The sequence below is a fragment of the Glutamicibacter sp. genome (genome assembly GCF_050701915.1).
GTDB lineage: Bacteria > Actinomycetota > Actinomycetes > Actinomycetales > Micrococcaceae > Glutamicibacter.
Genome location: NZ_JBOGEG010000022.1, coordinates 1 through 20,792 on the forward strand (window position 1 = coordinate 1; position 20,792 = coordinate 20,792).

The following is a 20,792-nucleotide window of genomic DNA, read 5'->3' on the forward strand; positions in this document are numbered from 1 at the left end:
GCCCACTGCGCCGATGGTACTGCACTCGTGAGGGTGTGGGAGAGTAGGTCACCGCCGGACTTAACTTATGTGTGTGAGGCCCCTTGGGCACCTGTTGGTGCTAGGGGGCCTCACCTGTTTAACCAGACTATTTAAGCCGTACGCGCATCGGCAGCCCTCACCCTTCTTATCTTCATGGAAGTAGATAAGGTGTGTAGTAGAAATAACAAGATCTTCTACGCGAGGGGCTTTCCTTGACCACCGAGACTACGAGTCCACTGACATACCGCGACGATTCAATTCGTCCCCAGGACGATCTCTACCGCCATAGCAATGGCAAGTGGTTCGAGACAGCAACCATTCCAGGAGATCAAGGAATCTACGGTTCCTTCATGGAACTCCGTGACCAGGCTGAGGCTGCTGTCCACGGAATCATTAATGAAGCAGTGCAGAAGGTCGATTCCGGTGCAGAAACTGACGCTGCCACCCAGCGCATTGCCCACCTCTACAGCTCATTCATGAATGAAGCCGTTATCGAAGAACGCGGTGCAGATCCGGTTGCTGTCTTCCTGAATACTATTTCGGACATCCAGAACACCGAGCACCTGCTCGAGGTATGCGGTTTCTTCCAACGCAAGGGCATCAGCGGCTTCATGGAAATCGGCGCGATGAACGACGCCGGCAATCCAGACCGAAACCTGCTGACCTTCCTGCAAGGTGGCCTGGGCCTGCCTGATGAGTCCTACTACCACGAAGAACAGTTCGCTGAAACAGTATCCGACTACCAGGACCACCTCGGTCGCCTACTGGCCCTTGGCGGTATTGCTGGTGCCGAAGCCGCGGCCGCCAATGTCGTAGAGCTCGAGAAGGCCATGGCCTCGCATCACTGGGACCGGGTCAAGGTCCGCGACGCTCAGGCACGCTACAACCTGATGTCCGGTGAAGAGCTCTCCGCGCTATTCCCCGGCGTGCGAACCTGGCTGGCAGGTGCCGGCATTGAGCAGAAGTACTACAGCGAAGTTGTCGTCTGGCAGCCAAGCTACCTTCAAGGGCTGGCTGAGCTATTCGGCTCCCAGCCGCTGGATGCCTGGAAGAACTGGTTGCGGGTCCAGGTGCTGCGCTCGTTCGCTCCCTACCTGTCCAGCGCCTTCGTCAATGAGAATTTCTCCTTCTACTCGGCCAAGCTCGGTGGAGTAGAACAGCTCAAGGAACGTTGGAAGCGAGGTGTTGCATTCACCGAAGGTGCTGTAGGCGAAGACATCGGCCAGCTGTACGTGGCTGAGCACTTCCCGGCAGAGGCCAAGGATGCCATGGACGCGCTGGTTCAACGGCTCATCGAGGCTTACCGCATCTCGATTAGCGAACTGTCCTGGATGGGGCCGGAGACCATCGAAAAGGCACTGGATAAGCTTTCCAAGTTCCGTCCAAAGATCGGCTACCCGAACCAATGGATCGATTACTCTGCCATCCACACTGATGAACTGGATGTCATCGCGAATCTTGCCTCGGCGAACGAATTCGAGTTCGCTCGTGAACTGAAGAAGATCGATGACGGGGTAGATCGCGAACTGTGGTTCATGTTCCCCCAGACGGTGAACGCCTACTACCACCCGTTGCTGAACGAAATCGCGTTCCCAGCGGCAATCCTGCGCCCACCATTCTTCGACGTGAACCGCGACATCGCTTCGAACTTCGGTGGCATCGGCGCGGTCATTGGCCACGAAATTGGCCACGGCTTCGATGACCAGGGTTCGCAGTTCGATGGCACCGGCCAGTTGACCAACTGGTGGACCGATGAGGACCGAGCTTCCTTCGAGAAGCTGACCGGCAAGCTGGTGGACCAGTACAACGCACTGTCTCCTTCAGAGGCCCCGGAACACAACGTCAACGGTGCGCTGACCTTGGGCGAGAACATCGGTGACCTCGGCGGACTGGGCATCGCCTACAAGGCCTACAAGCTCGAGCTGGCAGCCCGCGGCATCCAGGAAGATGAAGTGATCGACGGTATCACCGGCGACCAGCGCTTCTTCTACTCCTGGGCCGAATGCTGGCGCACGCTGATCCGACCGGAAACTGCGGTGGTGCGCGTGACCACCGACCCGCATGCACCCGGGGAATTCCGCTGCAACCAGGTACCGAAGAACCTGGCTTCCTTCCATGATGCCTTCGGCACCAAGCCGGGCGATGGCATGTGGCTGGATCCAGCTGACCGCGTAGAAATCTGGTAAACCGCAAAATTGAATGGATAGGGCAGGGGCAAAGCCAGCTTTGCCCCTGCCCTATCCGGCGTTGCGGGCCAAGATCACTGTGTAAGGCTGATCATGAAGGGCTTCAACTGCACGCCATGACACGTAGAATGGTCTATTGTGACTTCCGAAAATAATTCCGCACAGGCCCCAGATCCAAACGACCAGCGACAGGTGCGCACCGATAAGCGCAACCAACTGCTGGCCAAGGGCGAGGAAGCCTACCCGGTAGGCATAGCTCGCACCCACTCGTTGCAGGAAATCCGCGACAAGTACGAGCACCTCGAAGCTGGCGAAGAGACCGAAGACGTCGTCGGTGTCGTCGGCCGCATCGTTTTCATGCGCAATACCGGCAAGCTGTGCTTCGCCACCTTGCAGGAAGGCGGCCAGAAGGGCGAAGGAGTTCGCCTGCAGGTCATGCTCTCCCTGGCCAACGTTGGCGAAGAGCGCCTGGCGCAGTGGAAGTCGCTCGTCGACTTGGGCGACCACGTGTTCGTGACCGGCAAGGTCATCTCCTCGCGCCGTGGCGAGCTGTCCATCATGGCAGATGCATGGGAAATGGCTTCCAAGGCCCTGCGCCCACTGCCGGTGCTGCACGCCGACCTGAACGAAGAGACCCGTGTGCGCCAGCGCTACGCCGACTTGATTGTGCGCAATGAGGCCCGCGAAATGGTCTACAAGCGCGCCGCGATCGTCCGCGCCGTACGCAATACCCTGGAGAGCCGCGGCTATGTCGAGGTTGAGACCCCGATGCTGCAGCTGGTTCACGGTGGCGCTTCGGCTCGTCCATTCAAAACTCACCTGAACGCTTTCGACCAGGAAATGACCCTGCGCATCGCAACCGAGCTGTACCTCAAGCGTTGCGTCGTTGGCGGCGTTGACCGCGTCTTCGAGGTGGGACGCATTTTCCGCAACGAGGGCGTCGACTCGACCCACTCGCCGGAATTCACCACCCTGGAATCCTACGAAGCCTACGCCGACCAGTACGTCATGGCTGATCGCATCAAGGAAATCATTCTCAACGCCGCTGACGCCATTGGCGCCGGCCGCACCATCGAGACTCCAAAGGGTACCGCCAACCTGGACGGCGAATGGCGCTGGGTCAGCGTCTACCCGGGCCTGTCCGAAGCTGTTGGCGTAGAGATCACCCCGGAAACCGACGCCGCGGTGCTGCGTGAAGTCGCTGCGAAGCACGAAGTGAAGATCGATCCGGCCTGGGGTGCCCAGAAGCTGGTCATCGAGCTGTTCGGCGAAATCGTCGAGCCAACCTTGATCGACCCGACCTTCGTGTGCGACTACCCGCCACTGGCACAGCCGCTGGCACGTCCGCACCGTTCAAAGCCCGGCGTCATTGAAGCATGGGACCTGGTCATCGGCGGCATGGAGCGCGGTACCGCATTCTCCGAGCTGATTGACCCAGTGATCCAGCGTGAGCGCCTGACCGAACAGTCCCTGATGGCTGCCGGCGGCGATCCAGAAGCAATGCAGCTCGACGAAGACTTCCTGCGTGCCCTGGAATACGGTGCACCGCCAATGGGCGGTATCGGTTTGGGTATCGATCGTCTGGTTATGCTTTTCACCAACGTCGGTATTCGTGAAACTATTCTGTTCCCACTGCTAAAGCCGGAGGCATAAGAATGCCATATATTGAGGCGATCGTCCCGACAATCGGTCTGGCGCTGCTTTTCTGGTACGTGATGAAAGCAATTACAAACGCGGATCGAAAAGAACGCCAAGCTGAAGCCGAAGCTGATGCGCTAATTCAAAATCGTTCGGATTCTAATAATCCAGTAAACGAGAATTAGGCTTTCCTGAAAGAACCTTGTGAATTCTGATGATAATTAGAATTTAGCGTGGCTATTTGTATATGCTTGGTGTTTGAAATGGGCTGATGATCGAATGTCAGTCGGTCCAGTACATTCAAGCTCGGAGGAATTCCTAAATGGCACGTCAGGTTCAAATTGCCCTGATCGACGATATTGATGGTAGCGAGGCAACTGAATCTATCGCGTTCAGCGTCGCTGGTCAGCATTTTGAAATCGACCTGAACGACGAGCATGCTGCTCAGTTCCATGCAGCCATCGAGCCGTACATTGATGCGGCGCGTTCGTCGAAGCAGACGGCAGCGAGTGAAGCTCCAGCAATCCGCGCATGGGCGAAGGAAAACAACATCAAGGTCAACGCACGCGGACGCCTTAATGCAGAAGTTGTAGACGCCTACAATGCTGCAATGCGAAAGGGTGGGCGAAACCGCGCGAAGTAATTCGCGAGGTTTTGAACAAGTCTCAAGATAAGAGCCGGCACGCAATGCGTGCCGGCTCTTATTCTTATAACGACGTTCGTAATTCATCCAGTACTTTCATTGAAGATCGCAATATTGGTGAGCCAAGTAATTCTGAAAATAAATTGCATCTCAATTACTGATTTCCAGCACCAGCGGGCCGCTTCGGTTATCCCTGTGGCGAACAAGGGCGCATTGCCGGCGCATGGTGCGTAGCATCGAATTATTGGTAAGCAAGGAGTGTGCCGAAGATGTTTGAGAGATTTACCGACCGTGCCCGTCGAGTTGTCGTGCTCGCCCAAGAAGAGGCGCGCATGCTCAACCACAACTACATCGGCACCGAGCACCTGTTGCTCGGTCTAATCCACGAAGGCGATGGTGTCGCCGCAAAGGCGCTCGAGTCGCTGAATATTTCGCTGGGTGCCGTTCGTGAGCAGGTTCAGGAGATTATCGGCAAGGGCCAGCAGGCGCCTTCCGGTCATATCCCGTTCACTCCTCGCGCCAAGAAGGTTTTGGAACTCTCGCTGCGCGAAGCGTTGCAGCTGGGACACAACTACATTGGTACCGAGCACATCCTGCTCGGCTTGATCCGCGAGGGCGAGGGCGTCGCAGCCCAGGTCCTGGTGAAGCTGGGTGCTGACCTCGGTCGCGTTCGCCAGCAGGTCATCCAGCTGCTCTCGGGCTACCAGGGCGGCAAGGAAACTGCCTCCGCTGGCGTCAGCTCGGGCGGACAGCAGGAAGGTACCCCGGCAGGCTCGGCGGTGCTCGACCAGTTCGGCCGCAACCTCACCGCAGCTGCCCGCGAAGGCAAGCTCGATCCAGTGATTGGCCGCGAGCACGAGATGGAACGCGTCATGCAGGTCCTCTCGCGCCGTACCAAGAACAACCCGGTGCTGATTGGCGAGCCTGGTGTCGGCAAGACCGCTGTCGTCGAGGGCCTGGCCCAGTCGATCGTGCGTGGCGATGTGCCCGAGACCATCAAGGACAAGCAGCTGTACACCCTGGACCTCGGTTCCCTGGTGGCCGGCTCCCGCTACCGTGGCGACTTCGAGGAACGCCTGAAGAAGGTCCTCAAGGAAATCCGCACCCGTGGCGATATCATCCTGTTCATCGACGAGATCCACACCCTCGTTGGTGCTGGTGCCGCCGAAGGCGCCATCGATGCCGCGTCGATCCTCAAGCCGATGCTGGCTCGTGGCGAACTGCAGACCATCGGTGCAACCACCTTGGATGAGTACCGCAAGAATATCGAGAAGGATGCAGCGCTTGAGCGCCGCTTCCAGCCGATCCAGGTCAAGGAGCCTTCGGTAGAGCTGACCACGCAGATCCTGCGCGGCCTGCGCGACCGCTACGAGGCGCACCACCGCGTGACCATCACCGATGGCGCGCTGCAGGCCGCTGCCACCTTGGCGCACCGCTACATCTCCGATCGATTCCTGCCGGACAAGGCCGTGGACCTGATCGATGAGGCCGGCGCACGCCTGCGCATCCAGCGCATGACCGCTCCTCCGGCCCTGAAGGAAATGGACGAGGAAATCGCCACCGTGCGCCTGGAGAAGGAAGCTGCGATTGATGCGCAGGACTTCGAAGGGGCTGCCTCGCTGCGCGATAAGGAATCCAAGCTGATCGAGGCTCGCAACGAGAAGGAGAAGTCCTGGCGCAATGGCGACATGGACGAGGTCTCCGAGGTGACCGAGGACCTTATTGCCGAGGTTCTTGCCAACTCCACCGGTATCCCGGTTGTGAAGCTGACCGAAGAAGAGTCCACGCGACTGCTCAACATGGAAGACGAGCTGCACAAGCGCGTTATCGGCCAGGATTCGGCGATCAAGGCCATCTCGCAGGCGATCCGCCGTACTCGTGCCGGCCTGAAGGACCCGAACCGCCCAGGCGGCTCGTTCATCTTCGCCGGTCCAACCGGCGTGGGCAAGACCGAGCTGGCTAAGGCGCTGGCAGAATTCCTCTTCGGCGAAGAAGATGCGCTGATCACCCTGGACATGTCCGAATACTCGGAGAAGCACACCGTTTCCCGCCTGTTCGGTGCCCCTCCAGGCTACGTCGGCTACGAAGAGGGCGGGCAGCTGACCGAGAAGGTCCGCCGTCGTCCGTTCTCCGTCGTGCTCTTCGACGAGGTCGAGAAGGCCCATGCGGACCTGTTCAACTCGTTGCTGCAGATCCTGGAAGACGGCCGCTTGACCGACTCCCAGGGACGTGTGGTGGACTTCAAGAACACCATCATCATCATGACCACCAACCTCGGTACCCGCGACATCTCCAAGGGAGTGATGACCGGCTTCCAGTCGGCCGCGGATACCAAGACCGGTTACGAGCGCATGCAGGCCAAGGTCCAGGAAGAACTGCGTCAGCATTTCCGCCCTGAATTCCTGAACCGTGTTGATGACACCGTGGTCTTCCCGCAGCTGAACCAGGACGAGATCGAAGAGATCGTCGACCTGTTCATCGCACGCCTGGCCAAGCGCCTGAAGGAACGCGAGATCACCATCGAGCTGACCCAGGCTGCCCGCCGCCTGCTGGCCCAGCGAGGTTACGATCCAGCAATGGGCGCACGCCCGCTGCGCCGCACCATCCAGCGCGATATCGAGGACCAGCTCTCCGAGCGCATCCTCTTCAGCCAGATCGTTGCGGGCCAGAAGGTCACCGTCGACGTCGAAGGCGAAGGCGAGAACCGCAAGTTCGTCTTCCACGCTGAAGGCGGCAACGGCCAGCTGGAAGGCGAGCCGGCACCGGCAGCCCTGGAAAGCTAGGCCACCAGAGCCATAACCAATAGCCGTGGAACTGAAAATATTCAGTTCCACGGCTATTGGCTTTAATCTGGCCATGTCGTAGGCTCAATACATGAAGAAGCGAAGCAAAGGGCAACAGGTGATTGCCGTTTCCTGCCTCGCCGTCATGGCCTATTTAGCCCTTTACCTTTTCCTCCGTCCCCAGCTTCCTGAACAACTGGTGCGCCATGCCGGAGCCGATGGCTCCGGATACGGCCCGACTTGGCTGGTGGTTCTGGTTATTGGTGCCGTGGCCACGCTCAGTATTGCCATCGGCATCGTTGCCTACCGCGACTTCACCACATTGGGGCACTGGAACCCGGGGCCAAAATCGATTGTGGTCTGCTTCTTGGCTGCTGGCTTCGGAATCCTCGGACTGGGTGCTGCCATGATCTTCGCTGCCATGGGAGAAGATGCCGCACAGCTAGGCTCATTGCCTATTGGCGTGGGCCTGCTTGGACTGGTCGGGGTCTTCGCGCTTTCTGCCGGGCTGCTGGCCAAGGCATTGCCCCAGGCGGAGCAAGAGACCCTCGACGCCTGAAGGGCAATCGAGGGTCTCTTTACGGGCTGGGATTAGCGGGACACTGCCTTGGCTACCAACTCGGCAAGCTTTTCTTCGAGCTGCTCATCAAGCGCGGTAATGGCGAAAGACGTGGGCCATAGCGTGCCCTCGTCCAGTTGCGCAACATCGTTGAAGCCGAAAGTCAGGTAGCGGGTACCGAACTTCTTGGCATCCTGCATGAAGCACAAGATCTTGCCGTCCAAGGCGTAAGCGGGCATGCCATACCAGGTTTTCGGCTCCAATTCAGGAGCCGTATCGGTGATGATTCGGTGCAGCTTTTCAGCTAGCACCTTGTCGTTGCCCTCGAAGGAAGCAATCTTCTCTTCCACTTCCTTGCGAGCCTGTTCCGCCTTCTCGGCTTTGGTCATGCGCTTCTTCGAAGTGCGCACCTCAGCGGCGCGCTCTTTCATCGCTGCCTTCTCAGCGGCCGAAAAGCCTTCTTGTTCTGAATTGCTCATGCTTCCTCTCCCTAAACCGCTTGGTTGATACGGACCATATTTCCCGAAGGGTCGCGGAACGCGCAATCGCGTGGACCCCACGGTTGGTCCATCGGCTCCTGCAGAACTTCAGCGCCCGACGCGCTCAAGGTTTCAAAGACCTTATCCAGATCAGTGGTGGAAAGCACCAGCGGACCGATCGTTCCCTTGGCTACCAGCTCGGCCAGGGCCTGCGCATCGGCATCTGAGCGGCCGGCGCCCGGAGTTGAAAGCACCAGGCTGGTGCCGGTGCCATCGGAGCCGCCAAGGGCCACCCAGCGGAAACCGCCGTTGGCGACATCGGAGACTACCGTGAAGCCCAGCGCATCGCGGTAGAACGCGAGAGCCTCATCTACATCGAGCACGGTCAATGGGACATGATTGATTGAAATGCTTGTCATGGCTCCAGCCTAGAGAGTGCCGACCAGATAGCGCTTCTTCAAAACTGCTCAGAATCTTTCGGGACGCAAGAGGATCTTGGCAATGCAGGCAGGGATCTGCTCCGTAGCTGAATGGTCCCGTTCCCGGTAGGACGAGGGCGTTTCCCCGACCACTTCGGTGAAGCGCGTGCTGAACGATCCCAGAGAGGTCCATCCCACTTGCATGCAAGCATCCGTTACCGAGACCGATGCGCGCAGCAGATGCATGGCGCGCTCGATGCGGCGAGTGAGCAAATAGGAATGCGGGGTCTCGCCATAAACCCGCTTGAACTCCCGGGAAAAATGAGCAGGAGACATGGAAGCACGCTGGGCCAACGCAGGCACATCCAGCGGTTCCGCATAGTGCCGGTCCATCAGGTCCCTGGCCCGACGCAGGTGCGCCAGGGCTTTCAGCGCTTCGGTATCCACCGGCTAGCCTCGATTCCTGGCCCGCAGGACAAGGAATGCACCCAGCACCGTTGAGCACAGGTAGATCCCGGTGACGGTGATCCAGCCAGCGGTGAATCCACCGGCCGAGCCCACCAGCAGGCCCATGGCCAAGGGCCCAACGGTGAAACCGCCAAACTGGCCTGCCGAGACGATTCCGCTGGCACTTCCCAGGCGGCTTGCAGGGATCGCACGCAGCAAGCCCGCCATGAGCACCACCGAAACTCCCAGGGCCGAGGCGCCGTGCAAGGTGACCGCTAGCCAGAGCAAGGCCACCGAGTGCAATTGCTGCGCCATCAAGAAGCTGGCACCGCCCGCAGTGGCCAGCGACGCCAGCAGCAGCAAGAGCTTAGGCGCTGAAACACCGCGAGCCATCATCTGCCCCCATCCGACGCGGGCGGTAACGCCAATGACGCCAGCAACCGCGGCAGTCAGGCCGCCAGCCACTAAGGAGAATTCCAGCTCGCGGACCGCGAAGAGCGCTAGGTAGACGTTGGTTGCCTGTACGCCGACACCGTTGATGAAACCGAATAGGGCCAGCGCAAAAATGACGAACTTCGTGGAAGGGGCTGCCGCAGCGGCCGGCTTGCTCGCGCCCGTTGCCGCCTTTTGCGGGGCAGGCATGGCGAGCATGGGAGTCGCGCGGATAACCCGTACAGCGATAACCGCGAGGACCGCGGCGAGCACGGCGCCGGCCAGCGACGCGCCATTCCAGCCAATGAACGCAGCCAGCATCGGGAAGCCCACGCTGCCTATGAGCTGTGAAACCTGCACGCCAGACTGCTTAATGCCGGTCCACGTGATGCGCTGGGCACTAGGGACGCGCTGGGCCAGAATGCGGTTGGTGACCCCGTTGGGGAACGACTGGGCGAAACCGGCCAGGCCGGAAGCCACCAGGAGCAGTACGTAGCCGGAGGGAATTGCTGCCAAGCCCAGCGCGACCGCGGTGGTGCCAAAAATCAGCAGGATCAGCCGGGTATCCGGTTGCCTATCGGAGAACTTCCCAAAGGCGGCGTTGCCCAGTGCGGCGCAGCCGAAGCACACTGTCGCCAACAGGCCGAACTGGGATTCGGTGATTCTCAAATCCCTGATGACCAGGTCGCTGGTGGCGCTCAACCCGTAATTAAGCAGGGGAGCGATGCCTACGGCGGATAGGAGGATGGCAAGCAACCCGAATCCGGGGCGTGCTGTTCTAGCTGGCATCCTCATCCTTGCTTCGGTGCGACTTCAATGTTCAAGTTTATCTTGGCGGGCTGTGTTGCGGGTTGTTCCTTCTATGACATATCCGGCATCTTCTTCGATTCTGCAAACTGCGAGGCATAGGATTTAGAACGTGAACTCTTTTACCGTCCGCCAAGCCAGAACCAGTGATGTCAACGCAATCCGCAATCTTGTGCGCCCGCTGGCCGAGGAACGAATCCTGCTCGATAAGGAAGCGGTCACTTACTACGAGTCCATTCAGGAATTCCTAGTAGCCGAGGACGCAGGCGGCAATGTTGTCGGCTGCGGCGGTTTGCACGTCATCTGGGAAGACATCGCCGAAATCCGTACCTTGGCGACCGCGGGCGAGCTGCGGGGCAAGGGCGTAGGCCATATCTTGCTCTCCGAACTCTTGAAACGTGCCCAGGAAGTCGGGGTCTCCCGCGTCTTCTGCCTGACCTTCGAAGTGGACTTCTTCGTACGCCAAGGCTTCAAGGTGATGGCTGACCAGAGTGCCGTGGATCCAGCCGTATACCAGGAGATCCTGCTCTCCCGGGATGAAGGCGTCGCTGAGTTCTTGGATCTTGCACGTGTGAAGCCAAATACCTTGGGCAACACCCGCATGATCATTACGCTGGACTGATACTTCTAGTCCATCCGGTCGTAGCGCGCACGGAACACCAGGTAGAGCGCGTAGCAAACCAGGCCTGCACCGATAGCGACCAAGGCAATCGGCCCAAATGGCTGATCCTGGATGGCCTTCAACGCGCCATCGATGCCACTGGCCTCTTCCGGGTCGCGCTGTACCGTGGCCACGATGAATAACAGGCCCACAGCACCTAGGACTACGCCCTTGGCCGGGTAGCCCAACATGCCCGAGGCCTTGATCGCGCGTGATACCTCGGTTTTTCCGGAACCGGAGAGATCCTTCAAGAACCTCCGGGTGGCACCCTTGTAGATGTAGTAGCCAGCCATGGCCAGCAAGCCGAGGCCCAAGGCGATCAGCAACGCCCGGCCAGGTCCGGTCTTCATCATTTCTCCGCTGAAGCCGGTGGCAGCCTTTCCCGAATCACTGGGATTTCCCATCGCAAATCGTCCAAAGGTGAAGCCGACAGCCAAGAAGGACACCGAGATTGCCGCGGACTTGAGCCGGTCTTTCAGCTCGTTCTCGGGCAAGAAGGCCTGCGCCAATGACCACAGGCCCAGCAATAGTGCGCCGATTCCGCAGATCCACAGCAAAACCATGCCGAAAGGCTGATCTGCCAAGGCTCCCATGGCTCCACCCTGATCGGCTTCAGCCTTGCCGCCGGCAGCGACGAAAGCTGCGAGGATTCCCACGGTTGCGTGAAGTACGCCGTTGGCGACATATCCCAGGCGTGCGGCGCGTTCGAACCATGGATGCTTGGCTACTTGGCGAACAGTACCGGCCGGATCAACTGAAGCGTTCATGGGCTAAGCATAGGTAGGCACCCGCGCATAAAGCTAGCCGCCACTGGCTCGTTCCGGGCAGGTGCTACGAAGGCAGGCGGATTCCATCTTCCTCGGCGATCGCCAGGCCATCCTTGAGCAGTCCGGCCAGTGCACGTTCGCGCTGCTCCAATGGTGACTGCAATCGGTCAAGCGCCACATACCCTGCATGCGATTCACGGGCCAGATCGGCCAGGAAGGACTGCTCTGGCACCGCCTGCTCATGTTCGCGCAGGATCGCCATGATGGCGCCGCGGACCTGGCGATCCGTACCCTTCCAGGCTTGTCCCTTCGGAGTGTAGTGCGGGGCCGGCTGGCCCTCGGCAATCCATGCGCACTGCTGGAAGACCGGGCATTGCTCGCACTTCGGGCTGCGAGCCGTGCACACCAGTGCACCGAGTTCCATCACCGAGACATTCCACAGATTTGCTGCCTGATGATCCTCGGGCTGGACTTCACCAGCCCGGGCAAATTCACTGGCACGCGGACTTGGTTCGGGCAATGCCATGCCGCCAAAGAGCCGGGCATGTACGCGACGAATATTCGTGTCCACGACGACGGTGCGCTCGCCGAAGGCAAAGCAGGCAATGGCGGCCGCGGTGTAGCCGCCGATGCCCGGCAAGGCCAAGAGCTCAGCTTCGGTGCGTGGGACTTCGCCGTTGTACTCGGTAGTGATCTCCACGGCGGCGGCATGCAAGCGCTGCGCGCGTCGCGGATAGCCCAGCCGTCCCCAAGCTTTCAGTGCTTCAGACAGCGGTTCCGCAGCCAGATCCTGTGGACGTGGCCAGCGACGCATCCATTCTTCCCATACCGGCAAGACACGAACTACGGGAGTCTGCTGGAGCATGAACTCGCTGACCATGACTTCCCAGCCGCTCACCCCGGGCCGACGCCAAGGCAGGTCGCGGGCGTTCTCTAGGTACCAGTCGTTGATGGTGTTGTGGATTTGCTGCACCCCACCACTCTAAGCCAGCGCACCGGCCGCTCGGAATCCGCGGAAATGGATTGGAGAACGCGATTTGCCCCGGATCCTACGCCATTACCGGGTTCGGGCAGGCAAATGAATTAGCCTTAAGCCATGAGCAACGCATCAGGGGGGAAACCATCGGCCAGCGTCTACCGGCGCAGGCGGATCACCGTGGCAGTACTTGCCTTGGTGCTCGTCGGCCTGCTTATCTGGGGCGTCGTTGCCCTGGCCGGACTATTGTCCCCTGCTGAGAAGAAAACTGCGGGCAATGAACCAAGCGCCCAGCAAACCCAGTCGGTTCCAACGCCGTCGCCAGAGCCGCAAGACGACGAAGCTGCGGCCAAGCAGTGCAAGGACGACGAGATCGAGATTACCGCGACTACCGATGCGAAAAGCTACGCCTCGGACAAGAAGCCGACATTGCTTCTGGGCATCGAAAATGTCTCCAAGCGCGAATGCGACTTGAACGTCGGAACCACGCAGCAGGAGTTCCTGGTTTCCAGCGGTGCGGACCGCATCTTCTCCACCATTGATTGCCTCGACGGCGCAGAGGATGTGAACCTGACCTTCAAGCCGGGGCAGAAGGAGAACGCGCGCTTCACCTGGAACCGTGAGCGTTCGGCTCCCGGTTGCAAGTCGGTCAGCGTGCAGCCTCGTCCGGGAACCTACAAGTTCACCGCGGCTATCGGCGACTACGTTTCGGAGCCGGTCACCTTCACCTTGGAGTGAAAACGCCTAGATGTAGCGATCCAGCAGCGAGGATTCTGCCATTCGCGCCAGCCCTTCCCGGATGGAGCGTGCACGCTGCTCGCCGACGCCTTCAATTTCCATGAGCTGGCTGGTGGACGCGGCCATGAGCAGCTGCAAATTATCAAAAGCCGCCACCAGACGGTCCCCGACCAGCTTGGGCACCGTGCGGATCTGCGAGAGCAGGCGGTATCCCTTCGGGGTCAGCTGGTCGTCTTGGCCAATGGTGGAGTGCGGGAACAGGATCTTGGTCAGGCCATCAAGCTCAATGAGCTGCGCATCGGAAACCTCATGCAGCGTCTCCAAGGCGCGCTCGATATCAAGCTCCTGGCCCTCAGCATCGGAATAGTCCCGCAAGAGCAACTGGTTATCTGCCTGGATGCCGGAGAGCAATTCCGCGTGCTGGGCCGCCAGCAGGCGCCCATCGATGCCCAGCTCCAGCACGTAGCGGGAGATTTCTTCGCTGGTACGGCGCAGCATTTCGGTACGCTGCAAGACAGCCAGCACTTCCCGCGCGGTGGCAACATCTTCAATTTCCGCCGCTGACAGGGCGCTGGTGACCTGGTCCAGACGGTGGCGATACCGTTCCAAGGTAGCAATAGCCTGGTTGCCGCGGGCCAGCAGGCGCTCGGCAGGTTCGAGCACATGGCGCTCGCCGTCGGCATAGAGGGTGATGGTCTGCATGGACTGCGAAACCGAAATCGTCGGGAACCCGGTTTGCGCGGCTACGCGTTCGGCCGTGCGGTGGCGGGTGCCGGACTCCTGCGTTTCAATCTGCGCATCCGGCATCAGCTGCACGCCGGCCTGCAGGATCTGGCGTCCGGTGCCGTCCAGAATGATCGCACCGTCCATCTTGGCCAGTTCGCGGATGCGGGTAGGCGTGTATTCGGTGTTGATCCGGAAGCCGCCGGAACTGATCGACTCGACGAGCCTGTCATGGCCCAGCACAATGAGAGCGCCTGTACGGCCGCGCTGGATCCGTTCAAGGCCCTGGGCGAGCTCGGTACCCGGGGCTATCTGGGCCAGAACGGCAAGGAATCCGGGGGTTGGGTGCGCTTTCAACTTGCGTCCTTTCGGCGGGCAGCAACAATCAAGTTTATCGCGTTGGCTTGTGGCGCTGGTTGAAAGCGATATCCAGGCCCTGGGCGAGGTTCTCCACCTGGAATACGCGGATGCCTTCGGGGATATTCTTCAACGGTTCCGGGGTCGCCGGAGCCATCGCGAAAGAGAAGCCCAAACGCTGGGCTTCGGTGATGCGCCTTGATATTTCCGGTACTTGCCGAACTTCGCCGGCCAAGCCGACTTCGCCAAAGGCCACGAAATCCTGCGGCAGCGGGAACTCATTCATCGAAGAAGCCAACGCCAGCGCGCAGGCCAGATCCGAGGCGGGTTCGGCAATTTTTACGCCACCCACAGTGGCGATATACGAGTCCATGGACGACAGGTCCATCTGCGCGCGAGCCTGCAGTACCGCCACAACCATTTGCGCCCGCGCGGCATCCAAGCCGCTGGTGGTCCGGCGGGCAGCCGGGGCATTGCTGCGCGAGAGCAAGGTCTGCACCTCGGCAACCAGCGGCCGCCGGCCCTCCAGCGTGACGGTGATGCAGGTGCCTGGTACCGGGTTGCGGGTTCGCGTGACGAAAAGCTTGGAAGGATCGGTCAGCGATTCAATGCCGTCTTCATTCAGATCGAAACAGCCCACCTCGTCGGTGGCACCGTAGCGGTTCTTCAGCGCGCGAAGGATGCGCAACCGCGAATGCTTCTCGCCATCGAACTGGCAGACCACATCCACCAGGTGCTCGAGCAGCCGCGGACCGGCGACCGAACCTTCCTTGGTTACGTGGCCGACCATGATGGTGGACATGGCCCGGGTCTTGGCCGCATTGATGATCGAGGCAGCGACTTCGCGCACCTGGGAAACGCCACCGGCGGCGCCGTCCACCTCTGCCGAGGAGAAGGTCTGCACCGAGTCCAGGATCAGCAGCTGCGGATCAATCTCCTGGATCTGCCCCAAGGCCAGAGCCAGGTCGGTTTCGGCGGCCAGGAACAGCGTATCGGCGATGGCGTTGATGCGTTCGGCGCGGGACTTAACCTGCGCGGCGGACTCTTCGCCGGTTAGGTAGAGTACGCGCAAGCCTGTTTGCGCCGCTTTCGCGGCAACGTCCAATAGCAGCGTGGACTTGCCCACGCCAGGTTCGCCGGCGAGCAGGATCGCGGCTGCTGGGACCAGGCCGCCGCCGAGCACGCGGTCAAGTTCGGAGACGCCGCTGGGGCGGAAGGCCGCTTCGGAGCCATCAATCTGCGCAATCGGCTTGGCTGGGTGGGCAACCTTGGCCGCGGCTACGGTGCGGGCGGAGACGACACCCACTTCTTCGACGGTGCCCCAGGCCTGGCATTCGCCGCAGCGGCCCACCCATTTAATCGTGGTCCACCCGCATTCAGAGCATTTGAACGATGCGGAAGACTTGCTGCGAGTGGAGGTTTTGGCCATGGCTCAATGCTATCGAGCTATGCGGACATTTTTGTTCAGGACAGCTTGGGCAGCACTTCGATGGCTTCTTCGTGTTCGCGGCCGGCAGCTTCGAGCAGATCCACCACCATTGGACGCAGCAACAAGACCAGGCCTTCGCCCTGGAGCCCTTCAACTCCCAGGGCGCGCGGATCCAGCTGGGCGGCGACGCCTTCCAGCTGCAGCTGGGCGGCCTTCTCGTATTTGCGTTGGCCAGCCACCGTTGTCTCGCGCACCGAGTGCGCCATGGTGTTGACCGCCTCGGATAGCTCGCGCATCAGGGGAGCCAAGGTTAGCGCGCCTTCGGGGGTCAGCGCACTATTGCTGAGCACCGAGGCTAGCCGCCGGGCGAAGACCCTCGAGTTGCGGGCGGCCCAGTCGTAGTGGTTGAAACGTTTGGACAACCGGTTCAGTTCATGGCGGTGGCGCCGCCCGGTGGGGGAAATCGTTGCGATTTCCTTGGAAGCGCGGAAGGCAGCTGGCAGCTTATCCAGGTGCTTCTGGGTACCGCGAGCCTTGATCAGTGCGTGGAAGGCCGCGCGCCGGTCATCGTCGCGGATGGCCCAGGCGCATTCCAAAAGCGCTTCGGAGAGCTCCTTGAACAGATCCGACAACGCGGAAACCGGGCTGCGCCGCGGGTCGGTAGGCCAGAAAATGATCACCAGCAAGGCAAGCAGGGACCCTGTCAGGGCATCGATGGAACGGGCGAAGGGCCCATCCGCGCTGATGGGCAACAGCACTACCAGCGCCGATTGCATGCCCAACTGGGTGGAGAAGATGGCACCGGAATCCAAATAGCGGGCAATGACCAGACTCAGCGACATCACCAGGGCGGCCTGCCAGATTCCCTGCCCGAACCAGTGCATGAGGGTATCGCCAAGGGCAACGCCCAGGGTGCACCCCAGGGCGACTTCGGCGGTTTTGCGCACCGTGGTGGAGGCGCCGAAGCCTAGGGAAACCAGCGCGCTGGTGGCCGCGAAAATCGGCTGGGAATGTCCCCAGATGCTTTCGGCGATCCAGAATGCGCCGATGGCGCCCAGCGTCATGCGCAGGATTCTAGGCAGGGAGTTGCGCGAGCGTATCAGCCCAGCACGATTGCGCTGCGCTATGAATCCGAATAGATGCGCTGGCATGCGCTTGACTTTCCGCCCAGTTGCCATGGCTTCAGTCTTCCATGCGTACGGCGGCATGTGGCAGAAGCTGCCGGGATATTGCGCTGGTGAGCAGGATCACCCGGCCGCGAACAAGTTGTTAACCTTATGTTCACCTTTGCCGGGGGAGCTGGTTACTTTCGATCTTTAACGTCATAGGTGAAGCGGGAAGAAGCCGCTGAAAGTTTTACATCGATCTACCAACATGGGGAGTAAATCTCGTGAAGCTCAATCGCCTTGGCAGCGCAGCTGCCGTTCTTTCCGTAGCGGCACTCGCGCTGACCGCTTGCGGCTCGGATAACCCAACCGCCGCTGCAGGTTCCGAAGGTGCAGAAACCTCGGCAGCATCCGGTGTCACCGGAACCCTGACCGGCATCGGCGCATCCAGCCAGAACTCGGCCATGGAAGCATGGGCCACCGGCTTCAAGGCTGCCAACCCGGAAGCCAACGTGCAGTACTCGCCAGATGGCTCCGGCGCAGGCCGCGAAGCATTCCTGGCAGGTGGCGCGCAGTTCGCCGGCTCGGATGCCTACCTGAAGGAAGACGAAGCCGAAAAGGCCAAAGAAGTTTGCGGCCCAGAAGGCGCATTCAACATCCCGGCCTACGTTTCGCCGATCGCGATCGCTTTCAACCTCGAAGGCGTTGAAGAGATCAACATGGACGCAGCTACCATCGCCAAGGTGTTCAAGAAGGAAATCACCAAGTGGAACGATGAGGCTATCGCCAAGCAGAACCCGGATGCGGAGCTGCCAGACACCGCCATCACCGTTGTGCACCGCAACGATGAGTCCGGTACCACCGAGAACTTCGTCGAGTACCTGAAGGCCGCAGCGGCTGACGTTTGGACCTACGATGTTTCCGGCGACTGGCCAAGCGACATCCAGTCGGAGAATGCCAAGGGCACCTCTGGCGTGGTTTCGACCACCACCTCCACCAACGGCGCAATTACCTACGCTGACTTCTCCGCAGTGGGCGGCCTGTCCACCGTGAACGTCAAGGTTGGCGAGGAATACACCAAGATTTCTGCTGAAGCAGCTGCCAAGGCCCTCGAGACCGCAACCCCAGTTGAAGGTGCGGCCGAGAACGACCTGGCCCTGGATCTGGAGCGCGACACCACCGAAGCGGGCACCTACCCAATCGTCCTGGTTTCGTACCACATCTTCTGCAGCAGCTACAAGGACCAGGCAACTGCCGATCTGGTCAAGGCCTTCGGCAACTACGTCATCTCCGAAGATGGCCAGAAGACCGCGCAGGCTTCGGCAGGCAACGCCCCAATCTCGGCAGCCATTGCCGAGAAGGCCAAGAAGTCGATCGACGGCATCACCGTCGCAGAGTAGTACCCCGCCGGGTAACCGGCACCAGGTGCGGGTGGACGAACTCACCCACCCGCACCAGCAGTACCCCTCCACCCCCGCAGTGAAAACTGCACCACCCCCGTTTCGTAAAGGCTCTAGCCATGACTACCAATGCTTTGACAAGCAAGTCATCGACTTCCGGCCGCACTGGTGACAAGATCTTCTCCGGTGCCGCCCTGGGCGCCGGTGTCCTGATCCTGATCACGCTCTTCGCGGTCGCGGTCTTCTTGCTGATCCAAGCCCTGCCGACGTTCTTTGCTGATCCAGCAGAGATTTCCGGCGGCGCAGGATTCTTCGCTTACATCTGGCCGATTGTTATCGGCACCGTTATCGCAGCGGCTATCGCGCTGCTGATCGCTACCCCGATCGGCATCGGCGTGGCGCTGTTCATCTCGCACTTCGCTCCACGCAAGGTCGCAGGCCCGCTGGGCTACCTGATCGACCTGCTCGCCGCGATCCCCTCGGTGATCTACGGCGCGTGGGGCTACATGGTGCTCGCTCCGGCCCTGGTTCCAGGCTACGAATGGCTGGCCAAGAATCTGGGCTTCATCCCGATCTTCGAAGGCCCGGCCAGCCAGACCGGCAAGACCATGCTCACCGCCGGCATCGTGCTGGCCGTGATGGTGCTGCCGATCATCACCTCGCTGAGCCGCGAGATCTTCTTGCAGACTCCCAAGCTGCACGAGGAAGCCGCACTTGCCCTGGGCGCAACCCGCTGGGAAATGATCACCACCGCGGTGATCCCATTCGCCCGTCCGGGCATCATTTCCGCCGTCATGCTGGGCCTGGGCCGCGCCTTGGGCGAGACCATGGCCGTCGCGCTGGTGCTCTCCACCGGCAACCTGATCCCATCGCTGATCAAGACCGGCAACCAGACCATCGCCGCGGAAATCGCCTTGAACTTCCCTGAGGCCTTCGGCCTGCGCCTGGCAGAGCTGATCGCCGCCGGCCTGGTCCTGTTCCTGATCACCCTGGTCGTGAACATGATCGCTCGTGGAATCATCGCCCGCCACAAGGAATTCTCGGGAGCTAACTGATGAGCACCATGACCACTAACCAGAGCAACAAGCCCGGGATCCCAACTCCACCGGTGCGCAAGCGCAACTCCCTGGCCAAGGGCAAGCTGCCGAAGTGGGCCATCTGGGCGATCGCCGCAGGTGCCATCATTACCGGCGCAGCAGCGTCCACGCTGACCGGATTCAACGTTGCCTCCTTCGCCATCTACTCGGCGCTCATCTTCCTGGTGGCCGCCTCCGTGATCACCACCGCAGCGGAAGGCAAGCGCCGCGGCAAGAACGCAATGTGGACCTACCTGATCTACGCCGCGTTCATCGTCGCCGTGATCCCGCTGGTATCCGTGCTGTATACGGTGTTGGAAAAGGGCATGCCGGGCATGAACAGCCACTTCCTGTTCAGCTCCATGAACGGCGTGACCGGCGCGGTGGACAACGAATCCGTTGCCAATGGCGCCCCTGTAGTCGGCGGCGCGTACCACGCCGTGATGGGCACCTTGCTGATCACCCTGTGGGCCACCTTGATCTCCGTTCCAGTGGGCATGCTGACCGCTGTCTACCTGGTGGAATACGGCCAGGGCAAGGCGCTGTCCAAGGCGATCACCTTCTTCGTCGACGTGATGACCGGTATTCCTTCGATCGTTGCCGGCCTGTTCGCAGCGGCCTTCTTCGGCATGATCCTGGGTCCGAATGCCCGCATGGGCATCGTCGCGGCGGTCGCGTTGAGCGTGCTGATGATCCCAACGGTGGTTCGCTCCACCGAGGAAATGCTCAAGATCGTTCCCAACGAACTGCGTGAAGCTTCCTTCGCGCTGGGTGTGCGCCGCTGGCGCACCATCTTGAAGGTTGTCATCCCTACCGCGATCTCCGGTATCGCCTCGGGTGTCACCCTGGCTATCGCCCGCGTGATTGGCGAGACCGCGCCAATCCTGGTCACGGCAGGCATCGCAAGCCAGATCAACATGAATGTCTTCGCTAACTGGATGTCCACGCTGCCGACGTTCATCTACTACCAGATCCTGACTCCGACCAGCCCGACGAACATCGACCCGTCGGTGCAGCGCGCCTGGGCTGCCGCCCTGCTGCTGATCTTCATGGTGATGGCTTTGAACCTCATCGCCCGCCTGGTCGCTTCGATCTTCGCCCCAAAGAAGGGCCGTTGAGCTAAGGCTCCGGTCCGGACAAACCCA

Annotated in this window: 20 protein-coding genes; 11 read left to right on the top strand and 9 right to left on the bottom strand. The window is 60.6% G+C overall.

Translation table 11 applies throughout. The features are described from left to right. Positions 1-233 precede the first annotated feature (233 nt). The 6 genes from ACRDT3_RS12820 to ACRDT3_RS12845 all read left to right on the top strand — a co-directional run bounded on the left by ACRDT3_RS12820 (position 234) and on the right by ACRDT3_RS12845 (position 7,830). On the top strand, positions 234-2,207 hold the full coding sequence (locus ACRDT3_RS12820; RefSeq protein ID WP_431493346.1) for a M13 family metallopeptidase: 1,974 nt from the start codon (positions 234-236) through the stop codon (positions 2,205-2,207). Positions 2,208-2,345: 138 nt separating this feature from the next. Continuing rightward, a complete protein-coding gene (lysS, locus tag ACRDT3_RS12825; protein ID WP_431493347.1) occupies positions 2,346-3,860 on the top strand; it encodes a lysine--tRNA ligase in 1,515 nt (504 codons plus the stop codon). A 2-nt stretch (positions 3,861-3,862) separates the two neighbouring features. Beyond that, positions 3,863-4,030 (top strand): hypothetical protein, encoded by a 168-nt coding sequence (locus tag ACRDT3_RS12830; RefSeq protein WP_166650875.1) that lies wholly within the window; start codon positions 3,863-3,865, stop codon positions 4,028-4,030. Positions 4,031-4,167: 137 nt separating this feature from the next. Then, positions 4,168-4,488: a histone-like nucleoid-structuring protein Lsr2 gene (locus ACRDT3_RS12835; RefSeq protein ID WP_105659017.1), complete on the top strand. Its 321-nt coding sequence runs from the start codon at positions 4,168-4,170 to the stop codon at positions 4,486-4,488. 269 nt (positions 4,489-4,757) lie between these two features. Then, positions 4,758-7,271, top strand: a complete 2,514-nt coding sequence (locus ACRDT3_RS12840; RefSeq protein WP_431493348.1) for an ATP-dependent Clp protease ATP-binding subunit — start codon at positions 4,758-4,760, stop codon at positions 7,269-7,271. 91 nt (positions 7,272-7,362) lie between these two features. Beyond that, on the top strand, positions 7,363-7,830 hold the full coding sequence (locus ACRDT3_RS12845; protein WP_431493349.1) for a hypothetical protein: 468 nt from the start codon (positions 7,363-7,365) through the stop codon (positions 7,828-7,830). A gap of 32 nt (positions 7,831-7,862) precedes the next feature. Here ACRDT3_RS12845 and ACRDT3_RS12850 read toward each other — a convergent pair whose 3' ends face one another. The 4 genes from ACRDT3_RS12850 to ACRDT3_RS12865 are packed head-to-tail and all read right to left on the bottom strand — an operon-like array spanning position 7,863 to position 10,396. Next, positions 7,863-8,309, bottom strand: coding sequence for an iron chaperone (locus ACRDT3_RS12850; RefSeq protein WP_431493350.1), 447 nt, complete (start codon positions 8,307-8,309; stop codon positions 7,863-7,865). Positions 8,310-8,320: 11 nt separating this feature from the next. Next, positions 8,321-8,728 carry a VOC family protein gene (locus tag ACRDT3_RS12855; RefSeq protein WP_431493351.1) on the bottom strand — a complete coding sequence of 136 codons (408 nt, stop codon included), beginning with the start codon at positions 8,726-8,728 and terminating at the stop codon, positions 8,321-8,323. A gap of 48 nt (positions 8,729-8,776) precedes the next feature. Next, positions 8,777-9,121, bottom strand: a complete 345-nt coding sequence (locus tag ACRDT3_RS12860) for a helix-turn-helix transcriptional regulator (protein WP_431493398.1) — start codon at positions 9,119-9,121, stop codon at positions 8,777-8,779. A 57-nt stretch (positions 9,122-9,178) separates the two neighbouring features. Then, entirely contained in the window at positions 9,179-10,396 is a 1,218-nt protein-coding gene (locus ACRDT3_RS12865) for an MFS transporter (protein WP_431493352.1), read from the bottom strand. 130 nt (positions 10,397-10,526) lie between these two features. On the opposite strand from ACRDT3_RS12865, the gene ACRDT3_RS12870 reads away from it, so the two are divergent. After that, positions 10,527-11,036 carry an amino-acid N-acetyltransferase gene (locus ACRDT3_RS12870; protein ID WP_431493353.1) on the top strand — a complete coding sequence of 170 codons (510 nt, stop codon included), beginning with the start codon at positions 10,527-10,529 and terminating at the stop codon, positions 11,034-11,036. Between the two features lie 5 nt (positions 11,037-11,041). Here ACRDT3_RS12870 and ACRDT3_RS12875 read toward each other — a convergent pair whose 3' ends face one another. Together ACRDT3_RS12875 and ACRDT3_RS12880 are read right to left on the bottom strand one after the other, a co-directional pair. Continuing rightward, positions 11,042-11,842: a DUF1206 domain-containing protein gene (locus ACRDT3_RS12875; RefSeq protein WP_431493354.1), complete on the bottom strand. Its 801-nt coding sequence runs from the start codon at positions 11,840-11,842 to the stop codon at positions 11,042-11,044. Positions 11,843-11,906: 64 nt separating this feature from the next. Then, positions 11,907-12,815: an A/G-specific adenine glycosylase gene (locus ACRDT3_RS12880; protein WP_431493355.1), complete on the bottom strand. Its 909-nt coding sequence runs from the start codon at positions 12,813-12,815 to the stop codon at positions 11,907-11,909. 123 nt (positions 12,816-12,938) lie between these two features. On the opposite strand from ACRDT3_RS12880, the gene ACRDT3_RS12885 reads away from it, so the two are divergent. Beyond that, positions 12,939-13,556 carry a hypothetical protein gene (locus tag ACRDT3_RS12885; protein WP_431493356.1) on the top strand — a complete coding sequence of 206 codons (618 nt, stop codon included), beginning with the start codon at positions 12,939-12,941 and terminating at the stop codon, positions 13,554-13,556. Positions 13,557-13,562: 6 nt separating this feature from the next. Here ACRDT3_RS12885 and disA read toward each other — a convergent pair whose 3' ends face one another. Genes disA through ACRDT3_RS12900 form a run of 3 tightly spaced genes read right to left on the bottom strand, consistent with a single transcriptional unit; the run spans position 13,563 to position 17,243 of the window. After that, positions 13,563-14,636, bottom strand: coding sequence for a DNA integrity scanning diadenylate cyclase DisA (disA, locus tag ACRDT3_RS12890; protein WP_431493357.1), 1,074 nt, complete (start codon positions 14,634-14,636; stop codon positions 13,563-13,565). Positions 14,637-14,670: 34 nt separating this feature from the next. Beyond that, the gene (gene radA / locus ACRDT3_RS12895) at positions 14,671-16,065 is read right to left on the bottom strand and encodes a DNA repair protein RadA (protein WP_431493358.1); all 1,395 of its coding nucleotides are present in this window, start codon (positions 16,063-16,065) and stop codon (positions 14,671-14,673) included. A 35-nt stretch (positions 16,066-16,100) separates the two neighbouring features. After that, positions 16,101-17,243 (bottom strand): FUSC family protein, encoded by a 1,143-nt coding sequence (locus tag ACRDT3_RS12900; protein WP_431493359.1) that lies wholly within the window; start codon positions 17,241-17,243, stop codon positions 16,101-16,103. Between the two features lie 212 nt (positions 17,244-17,455). Between ACRDT3_RS12900 and pstS the strand changes: the two genes are divergently transcribed. The 3 genes from pstS to pstA all read left to right on the top strand — a co-directional run bounded on the left by pstS (position 17,456) and on the right by pstA (position 20,765). Next, positions 17,456-18,571 (top strand): phosphate ABC transporter substrate-binding protein PstS, encoded by a 1,116-nt coding sequence (gene pstS / locus ACRDT3_RS12905; protein WP_431493360.1) that lies wholly within the window; start codon positions 17,456-17,458, stop codon positions 18,569-18,571. A 119-nt stretch (positions 18,572-18,690) separates the two neighbouring features. Next, a complete protein-coding gene (gene pstC, locus ACRDT3_RS12910; RefSeq protein ID WP_431493361.1) occupies positions 18,691-19,626 on the top strand; it encodes a phosphate ABC transporter permease subunit PstC in 936 nt (311 codons plus the stop codon). Then, entirely contained in the window at positions 19,626-20,765 is a 1,140-nt protein-coding gene (gene pstA, locus ACRDT3_RS12915; protein WP_431493362.1) for a phosphate ABC transporter permease PstA, read from the top strand. The genes pstC and pstA overlap by 1 nt, the downstream gene beginning before the upstream one ends. Positions 20,766-20,792: the final 27 nt, after the last annotated feature.